General features: G+C 59.0%; 16 protein-coding genes. 7 read left to right on the top strand and 9 right to left on the bottom strand.

What is annotated here, in order from left to right; translation table 11 throughout:
- Positions 1–17: 17 nt before the first annotated feature.
- From ACR0NA_RS20240 to ACR0NA_RS20225, 4 genes are all read right to left on the bottom strand, one after another.
- The gene (locus ACR0NA_RS20240; protein ID WP_480732143.1) at positions 18–1,502 is read right to left on the bottom strand and encodes an aldehyde dehydrogenase family protein; all 1,485 of its coding nucleotides are present in this window, start codon (positions 1,500–1,502) and stop codon (positions 18–20) included.
- Positions 1,503–1,507: 5 nt separating this feature from the next.
- Complete coding sequence (locus ACR0NA_RS20235) at positions 1,508–3,025, bottom strand: tripartite tricarboxylate transporter permease (RefSeq protein WP_480732141.1); 1,518 nt, start codon at positions 3,023–3,025, stop codon at positions 1,508–1,510.
- A gap of 12 nt (positions 3,026–3,037) precedes the next feature.
- Positions 3,038–3,577 carry a tripartite tricarboxylate transporter TctB family protein gene (locus tag ACR0NA_RS20230; RefSeq protein WP_480732139.1) on the bottom strand — a complete coding sequence of 180 codons (540 nt, stop codon included), beginning with the start codon at positions 3,575–3,577 and terminating at the stop codon, positions 3,038–3,040.
- Between the two features lie 65 nt (positions 3,578–3,642).
- Positions 3,643–4,587, bottom strand: coding sequence for a tripartite tricarboxylate transporter substrate binding protein (locus ACR0NA_RS20225; protein ID WP_480732137.1), 945 nt, complete (start codon positions 4,585–4,587; stop codon positions 3,643–3,645).
- A 116-nt stretch (positions 4,588–4,703) separates the two neighbouring features.
- On the opposite strand from ACR0NA_RS20225, the gene ACR0NA_RS20220 reads away from it, so the two are divergent.
- Both ACR0NA_RS20220 and ACR0NA_RS20215 read left to right on the top strand, forming a co-directional pair.
- Positions 4,704–5,513, top strand: coding sequence for an IclR family transcriptional regulator (locus ACR0NA_RS20220; protein WP_480732135.1), 810 nt, complete (start codon positions 4,704–4,706; stop codon positions 5,511–5,513).
- Positions 5,510–6,856, top strand: coding sequence for an aminotransferase class III-fold pyridoxal phosphate-dependent enzyme (locus ACR0NA_RS20215; protein ID WP_480732133.1), 1,347 nt, complete (start codon positions 5,510–5,512; stop codon positions 6,854–6,856). The genes ACR0NA_RS20220 and ACR0NA_RS20215 overlap by 4 nt, the downstream gene beginning before the upstream one ends.
- A gap of 40 nt (positions 6,857–6,896) precedes the next feature.
- Here ACR0NA_RS20215 and fliP read toward each other — a convergent pair whose 3' ends face one another.
- From fliP to fliF, 4 genes are read right to left on the bottom strand one after another with little or no spacing between them, the layout of a single operon-like run.
- Complete coding sequence (gene fliP, locus ACR0NA_RS20210) at positions 6,897–7,622, bottom strand: flagellar type III secretion system pore protein FliP (protein ID WP_480732271.1); 726 nt, start codon at positions 7,620–7,622, stop codon at positions 6,897–6,899.
- The gene (locus tag ACR0NA_RS20205) at positions 7,622–7,909 is read right to left on the bottom strand and encodes a FliM/FliN family flagellar motor switch protein (RefSeq protein WP_480732131.1); all 288 of its coding nucleotides are present in this window, start codon (positions 7,907–7,909) and stop codon (positions 7,622–7,624) included. Before ACR0NA_RS20205 ends, fliP begins: the two co-directional genes overlap by 1 nt.
- A complete protein-coding gene (locus ACR0NA_RS20200; protein WP_480732128.1) occupies positions 7,902–8,498 on the bottom strand; it encodes an ABC transporter ATP-binding protein in 597 nt (198 codons plus the stop codon). The genes ACR0NA_RS20205 and ACR0NA_RS20200 overlap by 8 nt, the downstream gene beginning before the upstream one ends.
- On the bottom strand, positions 8,498–10,102 hold the full coding sequence (gene fliF, locus ACR0NA_RS20195; RefSeq protein ID WP_480732126.1) for a flagellar basal-body MS-ring/collar protein FliF: 1,605 nt from the start codon (positions 10,100–10,102) through the stop codon (positions 8,498–8,500). The genes ACR0NA_RS20200 and fliF overlap by 1 nt, the downstream gene beginning before the upstream one ends.
- A 118-nt stretch (positions 10,103–10,220) precedes the next feature.
- Between fliF and ACR0NA_RS20190 the strand changes: the two genes are divergently transcribed.
- Genes ACR0NA_RS20190 through ACR0NA_RS20170 form a run of 5 tightly spaced genes read left to right on the top strand, consistent with a single transcriptional unit; the run spans position 10,221 to position 14,832 of the window.
- Positions 10,221–10,724, top strand: coding sequence for a flagellar basal body-associated FliL family protein (locus tag ACR0NA_RS20190; protein ID WP_480732124.1), 504 nt, complete (start codon positions 10,221–10,223; stop codon positions 10,722–10,724).
- 9 nt (positions 10,725–10,733) lie between these two features.
- Positions 10,734–11,174: a hypothetical protein gene (locus ACR0NA_RS20185; RefSeq protein ID WP_480732122.1), complete on the top strand. Its 441-nt coding sequence runs from the start codon at positions 10,734–10,736 to the stop codon at positions 11,172–11,174.
- The gene (locus tag ACR0NA_RS20180; RefSeq protein WP_480732120.1) at positions 11,171–11,764 is read left to right on the top strand and encodes a MotE family protein; all 594 of its coding nucleotides are present in this window, start codon (positions 11,171–11,173) and stop codon (positions 11,762–11,764) included. The genes ACR0NA_RS20185 and ACR0NA_RS20180 overlap by 4 nt, the downstream gene beginning before the upstream one ends.
- A gap of 42 nt (positions 11,765–11,806) precedes the next feature.
- Positions 11,807–12,676: a flagellar motor stator protein MotA gene (gene motA, locus ACR0NA_RS20175; protein ID WP_480732117.1), complete on the top strand. Its 870-nt coding sequence runs from the start codon at positions 11,807–11,809 to the stop codon at positions 12,674–12,676.
- Positions 12,673–14,832 carry a hypothetical protein gene (locus ACR0NA_RS20170; RefSeq protein ID WP_480732115.1) on the top strand — a complete coding sequence of 720 codons (2,160 nt, stop codon included), beginning with the start codon at positions 12,673–12,675 and terminating at the stop codon, positions 14,830–14,832. Before motA ends, ACR0NA_RS20170 begins: the two co-directional genes overlap by 4 nt.
- 121 nt (positions 14,833–14,953) lie before the next feature.
- Here the strand turns inward: ACR0NA_RS20170 and ACR0NA_RS20165 are convergent, their stop codons facing one another.
- Positions 14,954–16,306 (bottom strand): MmgE/PrpD family protein, encoded by a 1,353-nt coding sequence (locus ACR0NA_RS20165; RefSeq protein WP_480732113.1) that lies wholly within the window; start codon positions 16,304–16,306, stop codon positions 14,954–14,956.
- Positions 16,307–16,420: the final 114 nt, after the last annotated feature.

Raw genomic sequence — 16,420 nt, 5'->3', positions numbered from 1 at the left:
GACTTAGGGATTGGCGGTTACAGTTTGATCCAGGCGGTTTTCAGGTCGAGGTATTTATCCAACGCGTGCAGGGATTTGTCATGTCCGTTGCCGGACTGACCGACCCCGCCCAGAGGCACAGTACCGTCCGCGCCGCCATAGGTGTTGACGTGAACCACCCCGGTTTTTACCGCGCGGATCATCCGGTGCGCGCGCGACAGGCTGGATGTCCAGACACCCCCCGCCAGCCCGTAATCGGTGCTGTTGGCAATCCGGATCGCCTCGTCTTCATCGGCAAAGGGGGTGACGGCCAGAACCGGCCCGAACACCTCTTTCTGCGCCAGCGTTGCGTTGACCTCGACATTGGTGACGACTGTCGGGGACATATAATATCCACCGGTTTCCGACAGAATGCGGGTGCCACCGGTGGTGAGGATGCCGCCCTCGGCAACGGCGGTTTCAACGAATTGCAGGTTCTGGGCAAGCTGGCGGTCAGAGTTGACCGCGCCGATGTCGCTGCTCAGATGCAGGGGGTCACCGACGCGCAGGGCCTCAGCATGTTTGCTGACAGCCGCAACAAAATCGTCGTGAATGGAACGTTCGACCAGCAGGCGCGAGCCAGCCACGCAGACCTGACCGGAATTGCGAAAGATGCCCATGGCGGCAACTTTTGCCGCCTCATTCAGATCGGGCGCATCGGCAAAAACGATGTTGGGCGACTTGCCCCCCAGTTCCAGATAGACCCTTTTCAGATTGGATCGTGCTGAATATTCCAGCAGCTTGCGCCCCACGGGACCGGAGCCGGTAAAAACAAGTACGTCAATTCCCATGGAAAGGCCCATCGCCTCGCCCACCACCGCGCCTTCGCCGGTCACGACGTTCAGAACACCGGGCGGCAAGCCTGCCTCAAGCGCCAGTTCGGCCATGCGGATCAGGGAAAGCGAGGCGGTTTCAGCAGGCTTCAGCACCACCGAATTACCCGCAGCCAGCGCCGGACCCAGCTTCCACGCCCCGATCATCAGCGGGAAATTCCATGGCAGGATGGCACCGACCACGCCGACGGGTTCCTTGTGCACAAGGCCCAGAACATCCGAAGCGGTCGGGGCGATTTCGCCATACACCTTGTCGATGGCTTCGGCATAATAGCGCAAGGTACCCGCTGCCGAGTGGGGCTCGGCCTTCAAGGCCATGTTGATCTCGGTCCCGTTGTCGCGAACACCAAGCACGGCGAGGGACAGCGCCTCGGCTTCGATCAGTTCGGCCCATTTCAGAAGGACCTTTTTGCGGGCGGCAGGCGGTTGACCCGCCCAGCGCCGGTCCGCGAACGCATCGCGCGCTGCCGCGACGGCGCGGTCCACATCAGCGGCGGTGCCGCGCGCGATCGTGGTCAGAGGCTGACCGTCGATCGGCGACAGAACCTTCAGCACGTCGCCATCCGATGCGGGCGCGCTTGCCCCGTCAATCAGATGCTGCTGCGCCGCGACGGGTTCGGAGCGGAGGAGATCAATGCGTTGCTGATCCATCGGGATTACCTTTGTTGGGTGTCGTGCAGGTCGTGATCGGCCTCGGGCTCGCGCGCGCGGTGTTCCTTGATCAGGGTGCGAATGTGCAGGGCGATGACCAGCAGGATGGTGAGAAAGATGATGAATGCCAGCGGGCGGTCGATCATGTCGAACGGGGTCTTCACGCGCGCCATGGCCGAACGCAGCTTGACCTCCATGATGCCACCCAGAACCATGCCAAGAATGATCGGCACGATGGGCAGGTTCAGGCGTTTGAGGATCAGACCCAGCACCCCGAACCCGGCGGCCATCATGCAATCGGTCAGCGAGTTCCGCAGAGAGTAGACCCCGACAAAAGACAGGATCAGGATCAACACGCCCAGAAAACGCGTCGGGATCTGGATGATCCGGGTCAGCAGGTTGGTCGACACCATCAGGAACGCAATCACGATGACATTCAGAACGATCAGCGCAACGTAGAGCGCATAGACCAGATCAATGTTGTTCTGGAACAGTTGCGGACCGGGAATGACGTTGTGAACATAGAAAACCGACAACATCATCGCGGTCAGAGCCTCGCCCGGTATGCCCAGCGCCAGCAGGGGAACCATGGCGGCGGCAGGTACCGCGTTGTTCGCGGCCTCAGAGGCGATCAGACCCTCGGGCGAGCCTTTGCCGAACTGATCAGGGTCATTCGAGGTGCGCTGCGCATAGGTATAGCTCATGAATTGCGCGGTGAATTCACCGACGCCGGGGATCATGCCCATCATCACGCCAAACCCGGACGCGGCGGTGGCGACGCGTTTGTGACGGAACAACTCCCTTAGCCCGAGAATGGGACGGCCCTTGACCGGCTGCGGATGCGGCCTTTCATCCGGGCTGGTCAGCAGCATGAATGCCTGGCTGAGCGCGAAGAGGCCCAGAACAACCACGATCAGGTTCACACCCGAACTGAGCCAGGTCATGTCGAAGGTAAAGCGCTTGGAATAGGTGACGGCATCCAGCCCGATGGTCTGCAGGAAGATGCCAAACATCGCCAGCATCCCGGCGGCAAGTATCTGGCCCCGGTGGGCAAGGATGACGAGGATGATCCCAAGCAAGGCGGCCAGAAAAATCTCTCGGCTGCCGAACATCGGCGCGATTATGGCCAGAACCGGTGACAGCAGGATCAGGCAGATAATGCCGAACAATCCGCCCCAGAAGGACGCGAAATAGGCAAGCGAAACCGCCCTGAGCGCCTGACCCTTTTTGGTCATGGGATAGCCGTCATACGAGGTCAGTGCATTGACTGCTGTGCCTGGCGTGTTGATCAGAACCGCCGGTAGCGCCCCGCCATACATGGACGAGCCATAGATGCCCAACAGCATGGTCAGGCCCACAATGGGTTCCAGCGAAAAGGTGGCGGGCAGCAGGATGGCGATGGCGACTGCGGGGCCGACGCCGGGAATGGCACCGATGATCACACCACCAACAGAGCCGATCAGCAGGGCCAGACCCACATCCCAACGGGCAAGCAGTTCGACACCGGCAAGAAGGTTTTCCATGACAGGTCCCCGTCAGAAATAGGTCAGCATGATCTGCCGCATACCATCGGGCAGGTATTCATAGACCTGCCCGGCGGGCAGTTTGACCTGCAGAAAGCTTTTGAACAGCACGACAATGGTAGTGGCCGACACGAATGCCGCGGTGAGTATCATACGATTGCCGTAACCGGCCCGGACCGTCAGCAGCAATGCAGCCAGAACCGTGGCAGGCAGATAGCCGATAATCGGAACCACAGCGGCATAGGCGATAAACCAGCCTGCGTATTCCACCGACCTGATCCATAACCAGACCTCTTGCCAGCGCCCTTCGATCCGTTCCGACAGGGCAGAACCAATCAGGTGCAGCGCCGCAAAGACGGCCATGCCGAACAAGGCAACCGCTGGCCAAAAGCGTGGCTGGGCAAAGAACTTGCCGCCCGGCTTGAACTGGGTCTGCGAGGTCAGGTGAAACAGCAGGAACAGGGCAAAGGCCAGAAAGACCCAGGCGAACACGATGTCGCCCGGACGCCTGTATCGCTTGAACAGAGCCTGTAATGTCTTGACGCGTGACATGTCAGATGGCCTTTCGGCAAATGGAAAGGGGCGCCCGTACCGGGCGCCCGGGCAGATATCACGGATCAGTTACCCAGCATCTCGCCGATATGACCCAGAGTTTCGATATCGTTGCTGATCTGGGTTTTGACCGCATCGGCATCCTGCCAATAGATCAGCGCCCCTGTCTCGGCCGCGATCTGCTGTGCGCGATCCGACAGAACCGTTTCTTTCGCCACTTCGATGATCTTGTCGCGCGCCTCCTGCGGGGTGTCCTTGTGCACGAACAGACCATTCCATAGCGAGACATTCAGGTCCGGGGCCAGTTCGGCCACAGTGGGCGCATCCGGCGTTAGTGAAATCCGCTCGGCCCCGATCGAGGCCAGCACTTTGACGTCGTCCAGACAGGGCAAGATCAGCTGCAGAGTGGTATTGATCACGTCCACATCACCCGATGCCAGCGTATTGCAGTCCAGCGCGTCAAACGGCGCGTCAGAGGCATAGTTGAATCCCATTTCCTCGGCCAGCGCGAGCGTGACACGGGTTGGCACAAGCGGCGCACCAAAGTGACCCAAAGCTACATCATTTTCCTTGGCGTATTCGGCCAAACCGGCCATGTCGTCATAGGGTGCGTCGCCCGATGTAGCGATGACAAATGGATAGGTCAGGAAGTTCCCCAAAGGCTCGAACGGGTCCGGGTTCAGCTCGGGAATACCGATCTGAGGACCGACTGTCGGAACAGCGATGATGAACGACCCGACGGTGTAACCATCAGCCGGGGCATTCGCGACTTCGACCGCGCCCGGGAAGGGGCCACCACCGCCGCCGGGTTTGTTCACTACGGCTGCGGCCACACCATATTTGGCCTGAAAATCCTCGGCGATCATCCGGGTCAGGACATCCTCAAGATCGCCCGGCGGCCACGGAACCACGAACTCGACCGGTTTTTCCGGATATTCAGCGGCCGCCCCCGTGGCCATTGCCATTGCCGCCAGCGCGGCGGAACCCAATGCGAATCCCAGTTTCTTCATGCCTTCCTCCCTAAGTGGTTCATTATTTAAACCGATGGTTCGAAAAATATATTGCGTTGTGAAGTTTCTTCTGTCAATCTTTTTTGAAAGAACCACATGGAGGGCGACAAAAGGCGATGTCGGTAATTGAAAAGGCAATCGGGCTGCTGGGCCACTTTTCCCCTCTGCGCCCCGAAATCGGACTGTCCGAATTCCGCCGCCTGTCGCGCCATGACAAGGCCACGACCTATCGTTACCTGACGGCTCTTGAATCCGTTGGATTGGTTGAGAAAAACCCCACCAACAAGGCCTATCGGATCGGCCCGGCAGTTCTGCGTCTGGCTGAGCTGCGCGAGGCCACCGTGCCGCGAAAGGACGGCGTGCTGCAACCGCTGGTAGAGCTGGCAGAGCGGACCGGCGAAAGTGCCCATGCCTCGGTTCTGTCCGGCACAACGCTGCATTCTCTGGCCGTGCACGAATCGGTAAAGCACAGCACCCGCGTGGTGATCGACGTAACCATCCTGCCGCTTCATGCCACCGCATCGGGGATCACGGCACTTGCCTACGGTGGAGCCGAACTACGCAAGGCGGCACTTGCCGATATGAGCCGGTTCACCGACTTCACGCCCACGACCGCCGAGGATCTGGACCGTTCTGTCGCCGAAGCGCGGGAAACTGGGATCAGCGTATCCAGCAGCGGGTACGAAGCCGGGGTTCACGGCATGGCCGTCCCGGTTTTCGATCAGACCGGTCTGCTGGCCGGAGCAGTTGCGGTGGCCAGCGTCTCGACCCGCATGACGCCGGAACAGGAAGCCATCAATCGCGCCAGCCTGATCAAAGCTGGCCGCCAAATCACCAGAAACTGGGGCGGCATCGTTCCCGCGGCAGTGGATGCCTTGTGGACCGAAACCCTCGCCTCATTACCCATCAAGGAACCTGCGCCATGAAGGATTCAAACTTTCTAAGGGAAAACAACGCGCGCCACCTGTGGCATCCGATGACGTCTCCGGAAGACAGCCGGGTGAACCCGCCCAAGATCATCACCGGCGGTCAGGGTGTTCGCATCCGCGACATCGACGGGCACGAGGCCATCGATGCTGTTGGCGGGCTGTGGAACGTCAATCTGGGCTATTCCTGCGATCCGGTGAAGCAGGCGATTTCCGGACAACTGGACCAATTGCCCTATTACTCGACCTTCCGGGGCACGTCGAATGACGCGGTGATCGAGCTTTCCTATGAACTGGCGCGGTTCTTTGCACCTGACGGGCTGAGCCGGGCCTTTTTCACCTCGGGCGGGTCGGACAGCGTGGAAACCTCGCTGCGGCTTGCGCGGCAGTATCACAAACTGAGGGGCGAGCCCGGGCGCGTCAAGTTCATGAGCCTGAAGAAAGGGTATCATGGCACCCATTTCGGCGGGGCCAGTGTGAACGGAAACGCGAATTTCCGAACGGCCTATGAACCGCTGATGCCGGGCTGCTATCATATTCCCGCGCCTTACACCTATCGCAATCCGTTCAACGAAACCGCTCCGGCAAAGCTGGCAAAGTTATGTGCCGCCGCGCTTGAGGATGAAATTGCGTTTCAGGGGGCGTCCACCATCGCGGCCTTCATCATGGAGCCGATTCTGGGTGCGGGCGGCGTCATCCCTCCGCATGAGAGCTTTATGCCGATGGTGCGCGAGATCTGTGACAGACACGGCATTCTGCTGATCTCGGATGAGGTCATCACCGCCTATGGCCGCACCGGCGCATGGTCGGGCGCGCGTCTTTGGGGTGTTCAGCCGGATATGATGTGTACGGCCAAGGCCATCACCAACGGCTATTTCCCATTCGGTGCGGTGATGATCGGCGACCGGATGATCGAGGCCTTCGAAGGCAACACCGGTGCCGCCATCGGCCATGGTTATACCTATTCAGGCCACCCGGTCGGCGCTGCGGCGGCATTGGCCTGTCTGGCCGAAACGGAGCGTCTGAACGTGGTCGAAAATGCGGCTGCGCGCGGGGCGCAACTGTTTGAGGGGTGCAAGGCGCTGATGGACAAGCATGACATCATCGGTGACGTGCGCGGCGGGCATGGGTTGATGACCGCCATCGAAATGGTGAGCGACCGGGCCACCAAGACCCCGATCGACAAACCGATCCCCGCCAAAGTACAGGATGTGGCCTATCAGGACGGCGTGATGGTTCGCGTATCCGGGCCAAACCTGATCATGTCGCCTCCGCTGGTTCTGACGGAAACCGATGTGCGGGACATTCTGGCGGCATTGGATGCGGGTTTTTCCGCGCTTTAAGTCCTCGACCCTGCTGCGCCGCGATGAGAGTTGCGGCGCATCACGGCACATAGCTGCGCACCAGCGCGCCGGCGATCAGCGCCCATCCGTCCGCTATGACGAAAAAGGCCAGCTTGAACGGTAGTGAAACCGTGGCCGGTGGCACCATCATCATCCCCATCGACATCAGAACGGCGGCCACCACAAGGTCGATGATCAGAAACGGCAGAAAGATCAGAAAACCGATCTGAAAGGCGCGCGCGATTTCCGACAACATGAAAGACGGCACCAGAACCGAAAACGGAGCTTCCGGAGACAGCTCCATGGCTTCGCCTCCGGGACGCAGGGCCGCCATCGAATAAAAGGTATCGGGATCAAGACGCGCCGCCATGAAGGCCCGGAACGGGACCATGGCGCGTTCCAGCGCCGGCTCAATCTCCAGCGTTTCATCCATCAGGGGCCTGATGCCCGACGTCCAGGCTTCGGAAAAAACAGGTTCCATAATGAAATAGGTCAGAAACAGCGCCAGGCTGACGATCAGCATGTTTGGCGGCGACTGCTGCAACCCGATCCCCTGTCGCAAAATGGCAAGAACAGTCACTAAAAAGGGAAAACAGGTGATCATGATCGCCAAGCCGGGCGCCAGACTCAAAACGGTGATCAGCAGGATTAGCTGAATCGTTCTGGCCGACAGCGACCCGCCCTCGCCCAGTGAAAGCGTCATATCCTGCGCGAAGGCAACGGAGGGCATAAACAGCAGCACCGCCACCCAGAAAAGGGTTCGCATCACCCGATTCCGTTTTGCAAATCCGAGATTTCGGTCAACCGCACGGCAAGTTGTCCGGGCTGGTCGCCCCCAAGCTCTTCCAGAAGACCGCGCGCGACAAGCTGATCACCGACATAGAGGTCCACCGGGTCTTCGATCCGCTTGTCCAAGGGCAAAACCGCGTTTTCCCCCAGATTCAGAAGATCGCGGATCAGCGGTCGAGCGCGGCCCACGGACACCGTGACCTCGATCGGGACCGCGTCGAAGGGGCCGGGTTTTTCCATTTTCCGGTTCACTGTATCATTCATTTGCCAACGCCTTTTTTGCTTCGAAAATATATGCGTCAAACGCTTGCCCGATTGACGCCAGAAGGGCCGAGCAGTCCACCTCGCGTTCGGCTATGCCAACCTGCAATCGCGCCTGCCCCCACGACAGCGCCTCACTTTCGGTCACTGTGAACGGCATGGGCAGATCGTGCGCCAGCAGCGGCCGGATCTCGTCCGCAAAACCGACGGGCACACACAGGGAAACCGGCTGCGCCACCTGTTCGCGGGCCATGTCACACAATTGATCCGATATGCGCTGAACAAGGCCACGCTCCAGCGTCTCGGGCAAAACGGCCCGAATTAGACTCTGAAACATCGGTTCCAGAGATCGGGACATACGCGCCAGGGATTCATGATAGGTGAAAGAGGCGTCCGCGATGGATTTCGACAGTTCCTCGGTAAAGACGGCACGGTTTTTTTCCTGCGTGGCAGCGGCGTCTTCCCACCCGGCGCCGTATCCACGCTCGAATGCCTCCAACCGCAATTCTTCAAGCGCCTCATCCGCCAGCAAATGCACGGCATCGGTATTGGCCTGTGCCGAAAAGTCCTCGAGCAAGTGGGAAATGGGCATCAGGCTCTCTCTTCGCTTTCTTCAAGCCAGCTGCGCAGAATTTCGACGGTCTCTTCCTGCTTGTCGCCAATCATGCTCCTCAGCCGGTCAACAGCATCGTCACTCCGGTTCCCGGCAAGCGCTGGCACAGCAGGTCGGTCGTCGGTGGCGGATGGCAGGGAAGCAACCTCGGCAGAGGTGTCGTCAGAGATTTCACCGGTCAGTGCCAACCTGTCGGCATCCCGGCCTCCGTCCTCCGTACCGGATGCCAGTAGAGGCGGCGATCCGGGCACCCCGGTCAGGATCGGACGGATGACGAACAGCCCCAAAAGCAACGAGACAACAGCCAACACTGCCATCTGGATCAAAGACATCGCGTCAAGATGCACCTTTTGCCAGATCGAAGCGGCAGCCAGGGTTCCTTGTGGCTCGAACGCGGGGAGATCAAGTGATTTCAGGGTTATCTTATCCCCCCGTTCGGCATCGAACCCAACAGCGGAGGCCACCAGTTCGCCCAATGCGTCAAGCTCCTGCTGTGGCATAGGCTCGAATATCTCGGTCCCGGAAGGGTCAATGACCCGCGTCCCCCCCACCAGAACGGCCACGGTCAGCCGCTTGATGGCACCGGGTGCGCGGTGGACTTCCAACTCGGTCTCAGACACCTCATAGTTCACACGCTCGCGGGTCTGACTGGTGGTCGAGTTGGATTCACCGCCACCTACCCCATCGCCGTCCGGCAGGTTCGACGCCACGGTGACTTCCTGCGAGCGGTTTCTGGAATTGTCCGAACTTTCCTCGACATCGGTACTGATCGCGACACGACCGTTTGGGTCTATGCGCCGCTCGCGAATCGACTCGGTTTCGGTCACCGTATCCACGCTCACCTCGACCACTGCGTTGCCGGGGCCGACGCGCGCCTCGATCAGGCGCATCACCCGTTCGCGGATCTGCTGCGCCCGGTCATTGGCAGCATCTGCCGAGGATGCGATTTCCTGCAATCCGATTACATTGCCACCGGAATCGATCACCGCGACGTTTTCCGGAGTCAGTCCGCTGACGGCAGAGGCGACCAGAAAACGGACGGCCTTGGCCTGCGCCGGAGTAACCTGCGCGCCGGACGCCACGAGATAGACCGACGCCGTCGGCTCAACCTCGCGCCGGAACGGGTTGTTCGACCCGGTCGCGATGTGAACCCGCGCCTGGCTGACATGGGGGCTGCCGACGATCGTGCGTGCCAGTTCACCTTCTTTCGCTCGCCAATAGGCGGCATCGAACATTTGCGAAGTGGTGCCGAAACCATTGAGCGATTCGAGCAGCTCATAGCCACCGCTGCCATTTGCGGGCAATCCTTCGCTGGCCAGCGTCAGTCGCAATTCATCCCGTTGCGAATCAGGAACGTAGATAGCCCCCCCGCGCACTTCATACCGAATGCCGCGCTGGTCGAGCGCACCCACGACGTCACCGGCCGCACCGCTGTCCAGACCGGAATAGAGCAGGGTCATCGAGGGCCTGACCGCAAGCCGCGACATGGCCAGAACACTCAGAAAGACAACAATCACCGCTGCCACAACGATGATCTGTTTGCGTCTGTTCAAACCGGTCCAGACCGTTCCGATCTGCTGCACGTTCACCTCCGTCCCGCCGACATTCTGTGCGGCGCGTCCTCTGTTTGAACGATTGCCCTTAACAATCGGTTAGTTCCTGCGGGGTTATGACTGACCCGAACAGACAGATGAGGGTGCCATGACAGACGCGACAGCTGATGAGGCTGCTCCAACCGGAAAACCGGGAATAAAAGGGCTGATCATAGGCGTGGTGCTGGCCGTGGTCGGGGCAGCGGGTGGATTCGCCCTAACCAATGCGGGCTTTTTGCCCATTGGGTGGGGCGCCGGGGCGCAGGAGGCCAAGGGTAGCGAGGGCATCGAGAAATCCGGGGCGAAGAGTCTGCCTGATGTCGTGTTCGTGGATCTGCCTCCGGTGATCGTGTCCCTGAACGCGGGCAATTCAAGACATCTCAAGTTTCACGCCCAGCTGGAGGCAAACCCCGAATACGCCGCCGATGTCGAAAAGATGCGGCCCCGAATCATGGATGTGCTCAACGGATACCTGAGGGCTATCGAGGTTTCGGACCTGCAAGACCCGCTGGCACTGGCGCGGATGCGCGGCCACCTGCTGCGGCGGATCAACATCGTCATGGGCGAAGGCCGCGTGCGCGATGTGCTGGTGATGGAATTTGTATTGAACTAGGAGGCGAAGGTGGAGCTGATCGCGGATATTCTTCTTGCAGCGGGCGCTTTTGGGGCGGGCCTATACTGCTTTGTTCTGGCGCGGCGCCTGAAACGGTTCACCAATCTGGAACAGGGTGTCGGCGGTGCGGTGGCTGTTTTGTCGTCTCAGGTCGAAGAGCTCAGGAAATCTCTGGAGTCGGCCCGGACCGCAGCGGACCGGTCGGGGGAGGCGCTGGAGGGGCTGACAAAACGAGGAGAATCAGTCGCCCAACGGCTAGAACTGATGATGGCGTCGATGCATGACGTGATTTCGGATGATCCCCATGAAACACCCTCCTTAGACCCTGAAACGGAGAAACCGGGCCCAGAGAATAACAGTGAATCGTTCGCGGGCTCTCATCCTCGGGCCACTCCGGGCGGGTTGATGTTTTTTCGACATGAGCGCGAGCAGGTCGAGGCAAACCAATGATCCGGAAACGCCCGTCCAGAGATGAGTCAAGGCTGCGAGGCAGCGTTCTGTTCCTGATATCCGTTCTGATGATCGGCTCTGCCGTAATTCGTCTGGGATTGGAGGCTGGCCCGGCGCTTGCCCGCGAGTTGGAGGCGAAGCCCGAAAACAAGGCCAACCCCGCCCGGATGAAAACACCTGCCGAGGATATGCAGGTTCTGTTGCAGGAGTTGTTGCGCCGTGAAGATGCGCTGAAACGGCGTGAAGTGAAGTTTCAGGACCGTGAAAAAGCACTGCAAATCGCGGACAAGGCCATTGAAACCCGGCTCGCCGCCCTGAAACACGCCGAAGAGTCGCTGCGCGCGACACTCGCACTGGCAGACGAGGCGGCCGAAGACGATCTGGCCCGTCTGACGGATGTCTATCAGAACATGAAGCCCAAGGACGCCGCTGCCCTTTTCGAGGAAATGGATCCGGTTTTCGCCGCCGGGTTTCTTGCCCGCATGCCGCCCGACGCGGCGGCTGGCGTCATGGCCGGGCTCAGCCCGCAGGCGGCTTACACCATCAGTGTCGTGCTTGCCGGGCGTAATGCCTCGGCCCCCAGAAACTAGCATGACCGGGAACACGAACATACATTTCGCTGGAGAGAGAACATGATCGGTATTGTCGGGATTGTCGTCATCTTCGCCATGGTTTTCGGCGGATATTTGGCTGCCGGTGGCAAGATGACCATCATTATGAAATCTCTGCCGTACGAGATTATGATGATCGGCGGCGCTGCTGTCGGCGCCTTTTTGATCAGCAACGACATAGGCGGTATCAAACATACGCTCAAAGACGTTGGAAAAGTTTTCAAAGGCCCGAAATGGAAGCCTGACGACTATCGGGATCTGCTGTGTCTGCTGTTTTCCCTGATCCGGATCGCCCGCGCCAACCCGGTCGAGGTAGAGCAGCATATCGAAGACCCTGAGAATTCCAGCCTGTTTTCCGACTATCCCAGAATTCAATCTGACCGGGAGGTGGTTGATCTGATTTGTGACACGATGCGATCAGCCTCGATGAACTATGATGACCCGCATCAGGTCGAGGAAGTGCTTGAAAAGCGCATGGAGGCCAATTTCCATCACGCCATGCATTCCAGTCATGCGCTGCAAACAATGGCGGACGGTTTGCCTGCGCTGGGGATTGTTGCGGCGGTTTTGGGGGTCATCAAAACGATGGGCTCTATAGATCAGCCGCCCGAGATTCTGGGTAAGTTGATCGGCGGCGCGTTGGTGGGAACATTTCTGGGCGTCTTTCTGGCCTACGGATTGGTGGGGCCGTTCGCAGGCAAGTTGAAGGCTGTCGTTGAAGAGGACAGCCACTTCTATCAACTGATCAAAGAGGTCTTGGTTGCCAACCTTCACAATCACAACCCTGCCATGTGCATCGAGGTTGGTCGCCAGAACACCCCGTCCCACAATCGGCCCAAATTCTCCGAACTTGAGGATGCGCTCAAGGGGTTGAAGCAGGCGGCAGCATGATCCGGGTATTGCTTGCGTTTGTCGTGTGGGTTTCGGTTGTTGGGCCATTGGCGGCCAAGGAACTCACCGTCCGGTCGGGTGAGCACGGGTCGTTTACTCGCCTTGTAATAAGGGTGCCCGATGGAACCGGTTGGTCGCTTGCTACCCACGCACAGGGTGCGACCTTATCCGTGAACATAACGAACGTAACATTTGCAACCCAGGGCGTTTTCCAGCGTCTGTCGGACGGGCGGCTGTTGTCGCTCGGCCAAGAACGGCCCGGTGGTGGTCTGGAAATGGAATTTGGCTGTGCGTGCGTAGCCCGGGCTTTTCTTCACGACGACACGATGATCGTGGTCGACATATTATCCGGCGAACCCGAGATCACCGAATTACCCGAGCATGCCCAGTCCGACCCGGGACAAACCCCGACCCCTAACTTAGATACGGACCAGATCGAATGGATACCCGGACAGGATATCTTGCCTCCCCTGCATGAGCTTTCGGAACAACGTATTGAACATCGATTGATGTCCCGGTTTCTGCAGGGGGCCGACAGGCAGGCCATAGATCTCAAGCTTGCCGCAGTCGGGCCAAGACGTACGTCACCGCTCGAACCAGCCCCGAACCTTTTGATCGATCCCGTGCCTTTCAATATGTCGATCAGCTCAGTCTTTGATGAAAGATCTGGACGCCCAGATATAGAAATTCCCTTATTAGGGTCTGAACCGGATTGCATTACCAATCACGAACTCAACTTTGAAAGCTGGGTGGGCGAGGGGCCGTTTTCCGATCAGGTGGCGAATTTGCGCGGCGGTTTATATCAGGAATTCGATCGGCTGAACGAAGACAACGCCATCAGGCTTGCAAAGCTATATGCCTATTTCGGCTTTGGCTTCGAGGCGGGTCAACTTGTTTCGCTGATTGATAATCCGACCAGTGACGTCGCGCGTATTCAGGCAATCGCACAGGCTGCGGAAAATAGCCCTCAACAGCGCGACAATCCTTTCTCTGGCCTGCAGGGATGCGTTGGGGATGCCGCGCTTTGGGCCGTATTGACCGACCGGAGTCTTAAAAAAGGCATCGACAGCGGCAAAATCGAAAGAGCGTTCGCGCGGCTGCCGGATCATCTGCGACGCCATTACGGAAGTGTCTTGTCGGATATTCTGCTTGGTGCAAACAATCCTGAAGCGGCGAGGCGGATTTTGCGCTCTGTCGATCGGATCGAGGACGACAATGAACCGGAATACGGGTTGGCCAAGGCAAGTATTGCCGCCATCGAAGGCAACCCGGCACAGGAAGAAACGTTCCTGCAGGAAGTCATCGCAGAACCTGCAGCAGAGATCGAGGCCCCACTTGCAATGGTCAGGTTGATCAAAAAACGGCTGACAGAACGCGGTGCGGTTTCCGCGACCGAGCTTGATCTGATCTCTGCATATGCCCTGCAATTCCGACGCTCGGAAATCGGCCCTGCGGTCAGAATGAGCCATGTACTGGCACTGGCGCTACATCAAGAATTTGATGAGGCCGTATTGCAGCTTGGCAAAATTCGCCCGGATGTGCCTGCGCCAGCGTGGGATAAGACGCATGATCAAACAATGATGCTATTGGCGGAACGGTCGGATGACGTCGCTTTTCTGCGCTACGGGATCAACATGACCAGCGTTGATCTGAATACGTTGTCAGTTGAAACCGCCACGGCAATCTCAGATCGCCTTGTCTCTCTGGGATTCGCCGCAAGGGCGATTGCGTTTTCAGACCGACCACAGGACAGGGCCATGCGTGCGGCCCGGGCAGAGATTCGGGCCAAGGCGGCATTGTTGTCAGGCAGGCCGCATCAGGCTTTGCTTGAAATTGCTGAAAACGAATCCGATTCTTCCCTGCACCTGCGTGCGAGAGCCTTGGCGCAAGCGGGAGATTTTGCTGCGGCGGCCGAGTTGCTGGACGTTCTGGGTGCATCGGAAGATGCAGAGCGTTATTGGTGGCTTGCCGGGGCAGTGCCCGATACAGAGCGGAAGAATGTCGGCAAATACGGATCGATCACTGCAATGACCGACGATCTGTCCAATACCGTAGAGTGGCAACCCGAAACCCCGTTGTCGAGTTCCACAAATATCCTCCGGGACAGCAGCCAGACCAGAGAGGTCATTGCAAACATGCTTGACGCCCTTTCCTGATGTGACCTGATCAAGGCGCTCAATCGCGTCGCTGTCTGTTTTCTGACGGTTGGCCATGCGGCATGAATGCAGCAACTTCCAAGGGTTTTTTTTCGTCCCCTATCCGGAGTTTTTGTAACCTTCAGGCGCTGGGCGCGTCATAAAACAACCCGGCCAGATCGGAAAATGCGCTGTCCACCTTTGTAAGGCCGAATACGGCGTCGCGAATAGCGGATGCACGCTGTTCTCCTATGGCGGGGGCGGCGAACTCCATGTATTTTTCTACGACTTCGCTCTGGCTTAAAGGCGCCTCGGGACCGCCGCGGGCGTGTGTGTCACCAGACTCTAATACACGGCCATCCGTTGTTGTGATCTCAACGTCCGCCCATCGTCCCTGTGGGAACCGCGCATTGTGTTTGTCACTTTCACCGACCTCGATCCGCTTGATCACTTGCGCAACAGTAGAGTCGGTCAACCCAGCGCCGGAGATATTTTCGACACCAATACGGCCATAAACCATCTGGACGGCAACAGCGAAGGGCAACGAATATTGCGCTTGCGAGGTCGTTCCGGGCATGCCCGGGTACAGGCACGCGGCCTGGTGAAAACTACTGACCCGGACGTTTTGCACCTGACCATGGCTTAGGTTGTTATCCAGCATGATCGCGCGGGTCCCATCGATCGCGGCATGGGCCCAACGACAGATGGGATAGGGTTTTACGTATTGATGCTCCATCTGCCAGAACTGTCCCAAATCTTGCCAGAACGGCGCGGCTCGGTCCTCTTCGATGGTGATTGCCGGTGCTCCGGTAAAGCCGCGTTCGGCGAGAATGGCGGCGGACATACCCACCATCGCGCCCCAGCCAGACCCGTCATGCAGCATGGTGGGGTTGGCAATTTCACGCATCATCTGGCTGCGTGGGCCGTGGTATTCCGCGATCCCCAAGGCCTGCCGCATCTGTTCCTGTGAATGACCGCGCAGACGCGAGGCCATTGCAACAACGCCAAGCGCATTCCAAGCACCTGATGTGTGGTAATCGCTTACCGTGGCGTGCAGGGCCAAACCGGCCCGCCCCGCGATTTCGTATCCGGCAATCACTGCGGCCAGCGCATCAGGACCGGACAAATCGGGGTGATGTTCTGCCAGTGCGGCAAGGGCCGGTATCACAACCACCCCGATATGCCCCTTGGTCGGGTTGTACCCATCATGCCCGTCCAGATTGTCTGTCTGGGTTGCGGCAGCATAAGCCGCACCCGCCATGCTGACCTGGCGCCCGTCAAACATCATCCGCGCGCCATAGGCGGGGTCGGTGCTGGCATAAAGCAGTGCGGCGGTATCGCGAGCAATCACCCCAGCCTCCATCGGGCCGGAGGCGATCAGAATGCCGAGGGTGTCCAGCATCATCAGCGCAGCCGCCTCGCGCGCGCTTTCCGGCATTTCATCCGCCCTGCGCTTCAGGGCAAAGTCAGCCACGCGCTCGAAAGTTCCGGTCATTTTGCACCTTCCAGAACTGATGTCTTAACGTCGCGCAATCTTTGGCCTTTTGGGTCGAACGGCGGTTTTTCGAGGATTTTGGCCTTGTGAGGTTTGCCGAGAATAAAGATCTCG

The organism is Ruegeria sp. C11 (assembly GCF_056537725.1).
The sequence above is the reverse complement of the archived record's forward strand: the minus strand, read 5'-3'. Positions and strand labels throughout refer to the sequence as shown.

Excerpts from the sequence above, each read along its gene's own strand:
- ACR0NA_RS20240 (WP_480732143.1), bottom strand. The coding sequence starts at position 1,502 with ATGGATCAGCAACGCATTGATCTCCTCCGCTCCGAACCCGTCGCGGCG.
- ACR0NA_RS20235 (WP_480732141.1), bottom strand. The coding sequence starts at position 3,025 with ATGGAAAACCTTCTTGCCGGTGTCGAACTGCTTGCCCGTTGGGATGTG.
- ACR0NA_RS20230 (WP_480732139.1), bottom strand. The coding sequence starts at position 3,577 with ATGTCACGCGTCAAGACATTACAGGCTCTGTTCAAGCGATACAGGCGT.
- ACR0NA_RS20225 (WP_480732137.1), bottom strand. The coding sequence starts at position 4,587 with ATGAAGAAACTGGGATTCGCATTGGGTTCCGCCGCGCTGGCGGCAATG.
- ACR0NA_RS20220 (WP_480732135.1), top strand. The coding sequence starts at position 4,704 with ATGTCGGTAATTGAAAAGGCAATCGGGCTGCTGGGCCACTTTTCCCCT.
- ACR0NA_RS20215 (WP_480732133.1), top strand. The coding sequence starts at position 5,510 with ATGAAGGATTCAAACTTTCTAAGGGAAAACAACGCGCGCCACCTGTGG.
- fliP (WP_480732271.1), bottom strand. The coding sequence starts at position 7,622 with ATGCGAACCCTTTTCTGGGTGGCGGTGCTGCTGTTTATGCCCTCCGTT.
- ACR0NA_RS20205 (WP_480732131.1), bottom strand. The coding sequence starts at position 7,909 with ATGAATGATACAGTGAACCGGAAAATGGAAAAACCCGGCCCCTTCGAC.
- ACR0NA_RS20200 (WP_480732128.1), bottom strand. The coding sequence starts at position 8,498 with ATGCCCATTTCCCACTTGCTCGAGGACTTTTCGGCACAGGCCAATACC.
- ACR0NA_RS20190 (WP_480732124.1), top strand. The coding sequence starts at position 10,221 with ATGACAGACGCGACAGCTGATGAGGCTGCTCCAACCGGAAAACCGGGA.
- ACR0NA_RS20180 (WP_480732120.1), top strand. The coding sequence starts at position 11,171 with ATGATCCGGAAACGCCCGTCCAGAGATGAGTCAAGGCTGCGAGGCAGC.
- motA (WP_480732117.1), top strand. The coding sequence starts at position 11,807 with ATGATCGGTATTGTCGGGATTGTCGTCATCTTCGCCATGGTTTTCGGC.
- ACR0NA_RS20170 (WP_480732115.1), top strand. The coding sequence starts at position 12,673 with ATGATCCGGGTATTGCTTGCGTTTGTCGTGTGGGTTTCGGTTGTTGGG.
- ACR0NA_RS20165 (WP_480732113.1), bottom strand. The coding sequence starts at position 16,306 with ATGACCGGAACTTTCGAGCGCGTGGCTGACTTTGCCCTGAAGCGCAGG.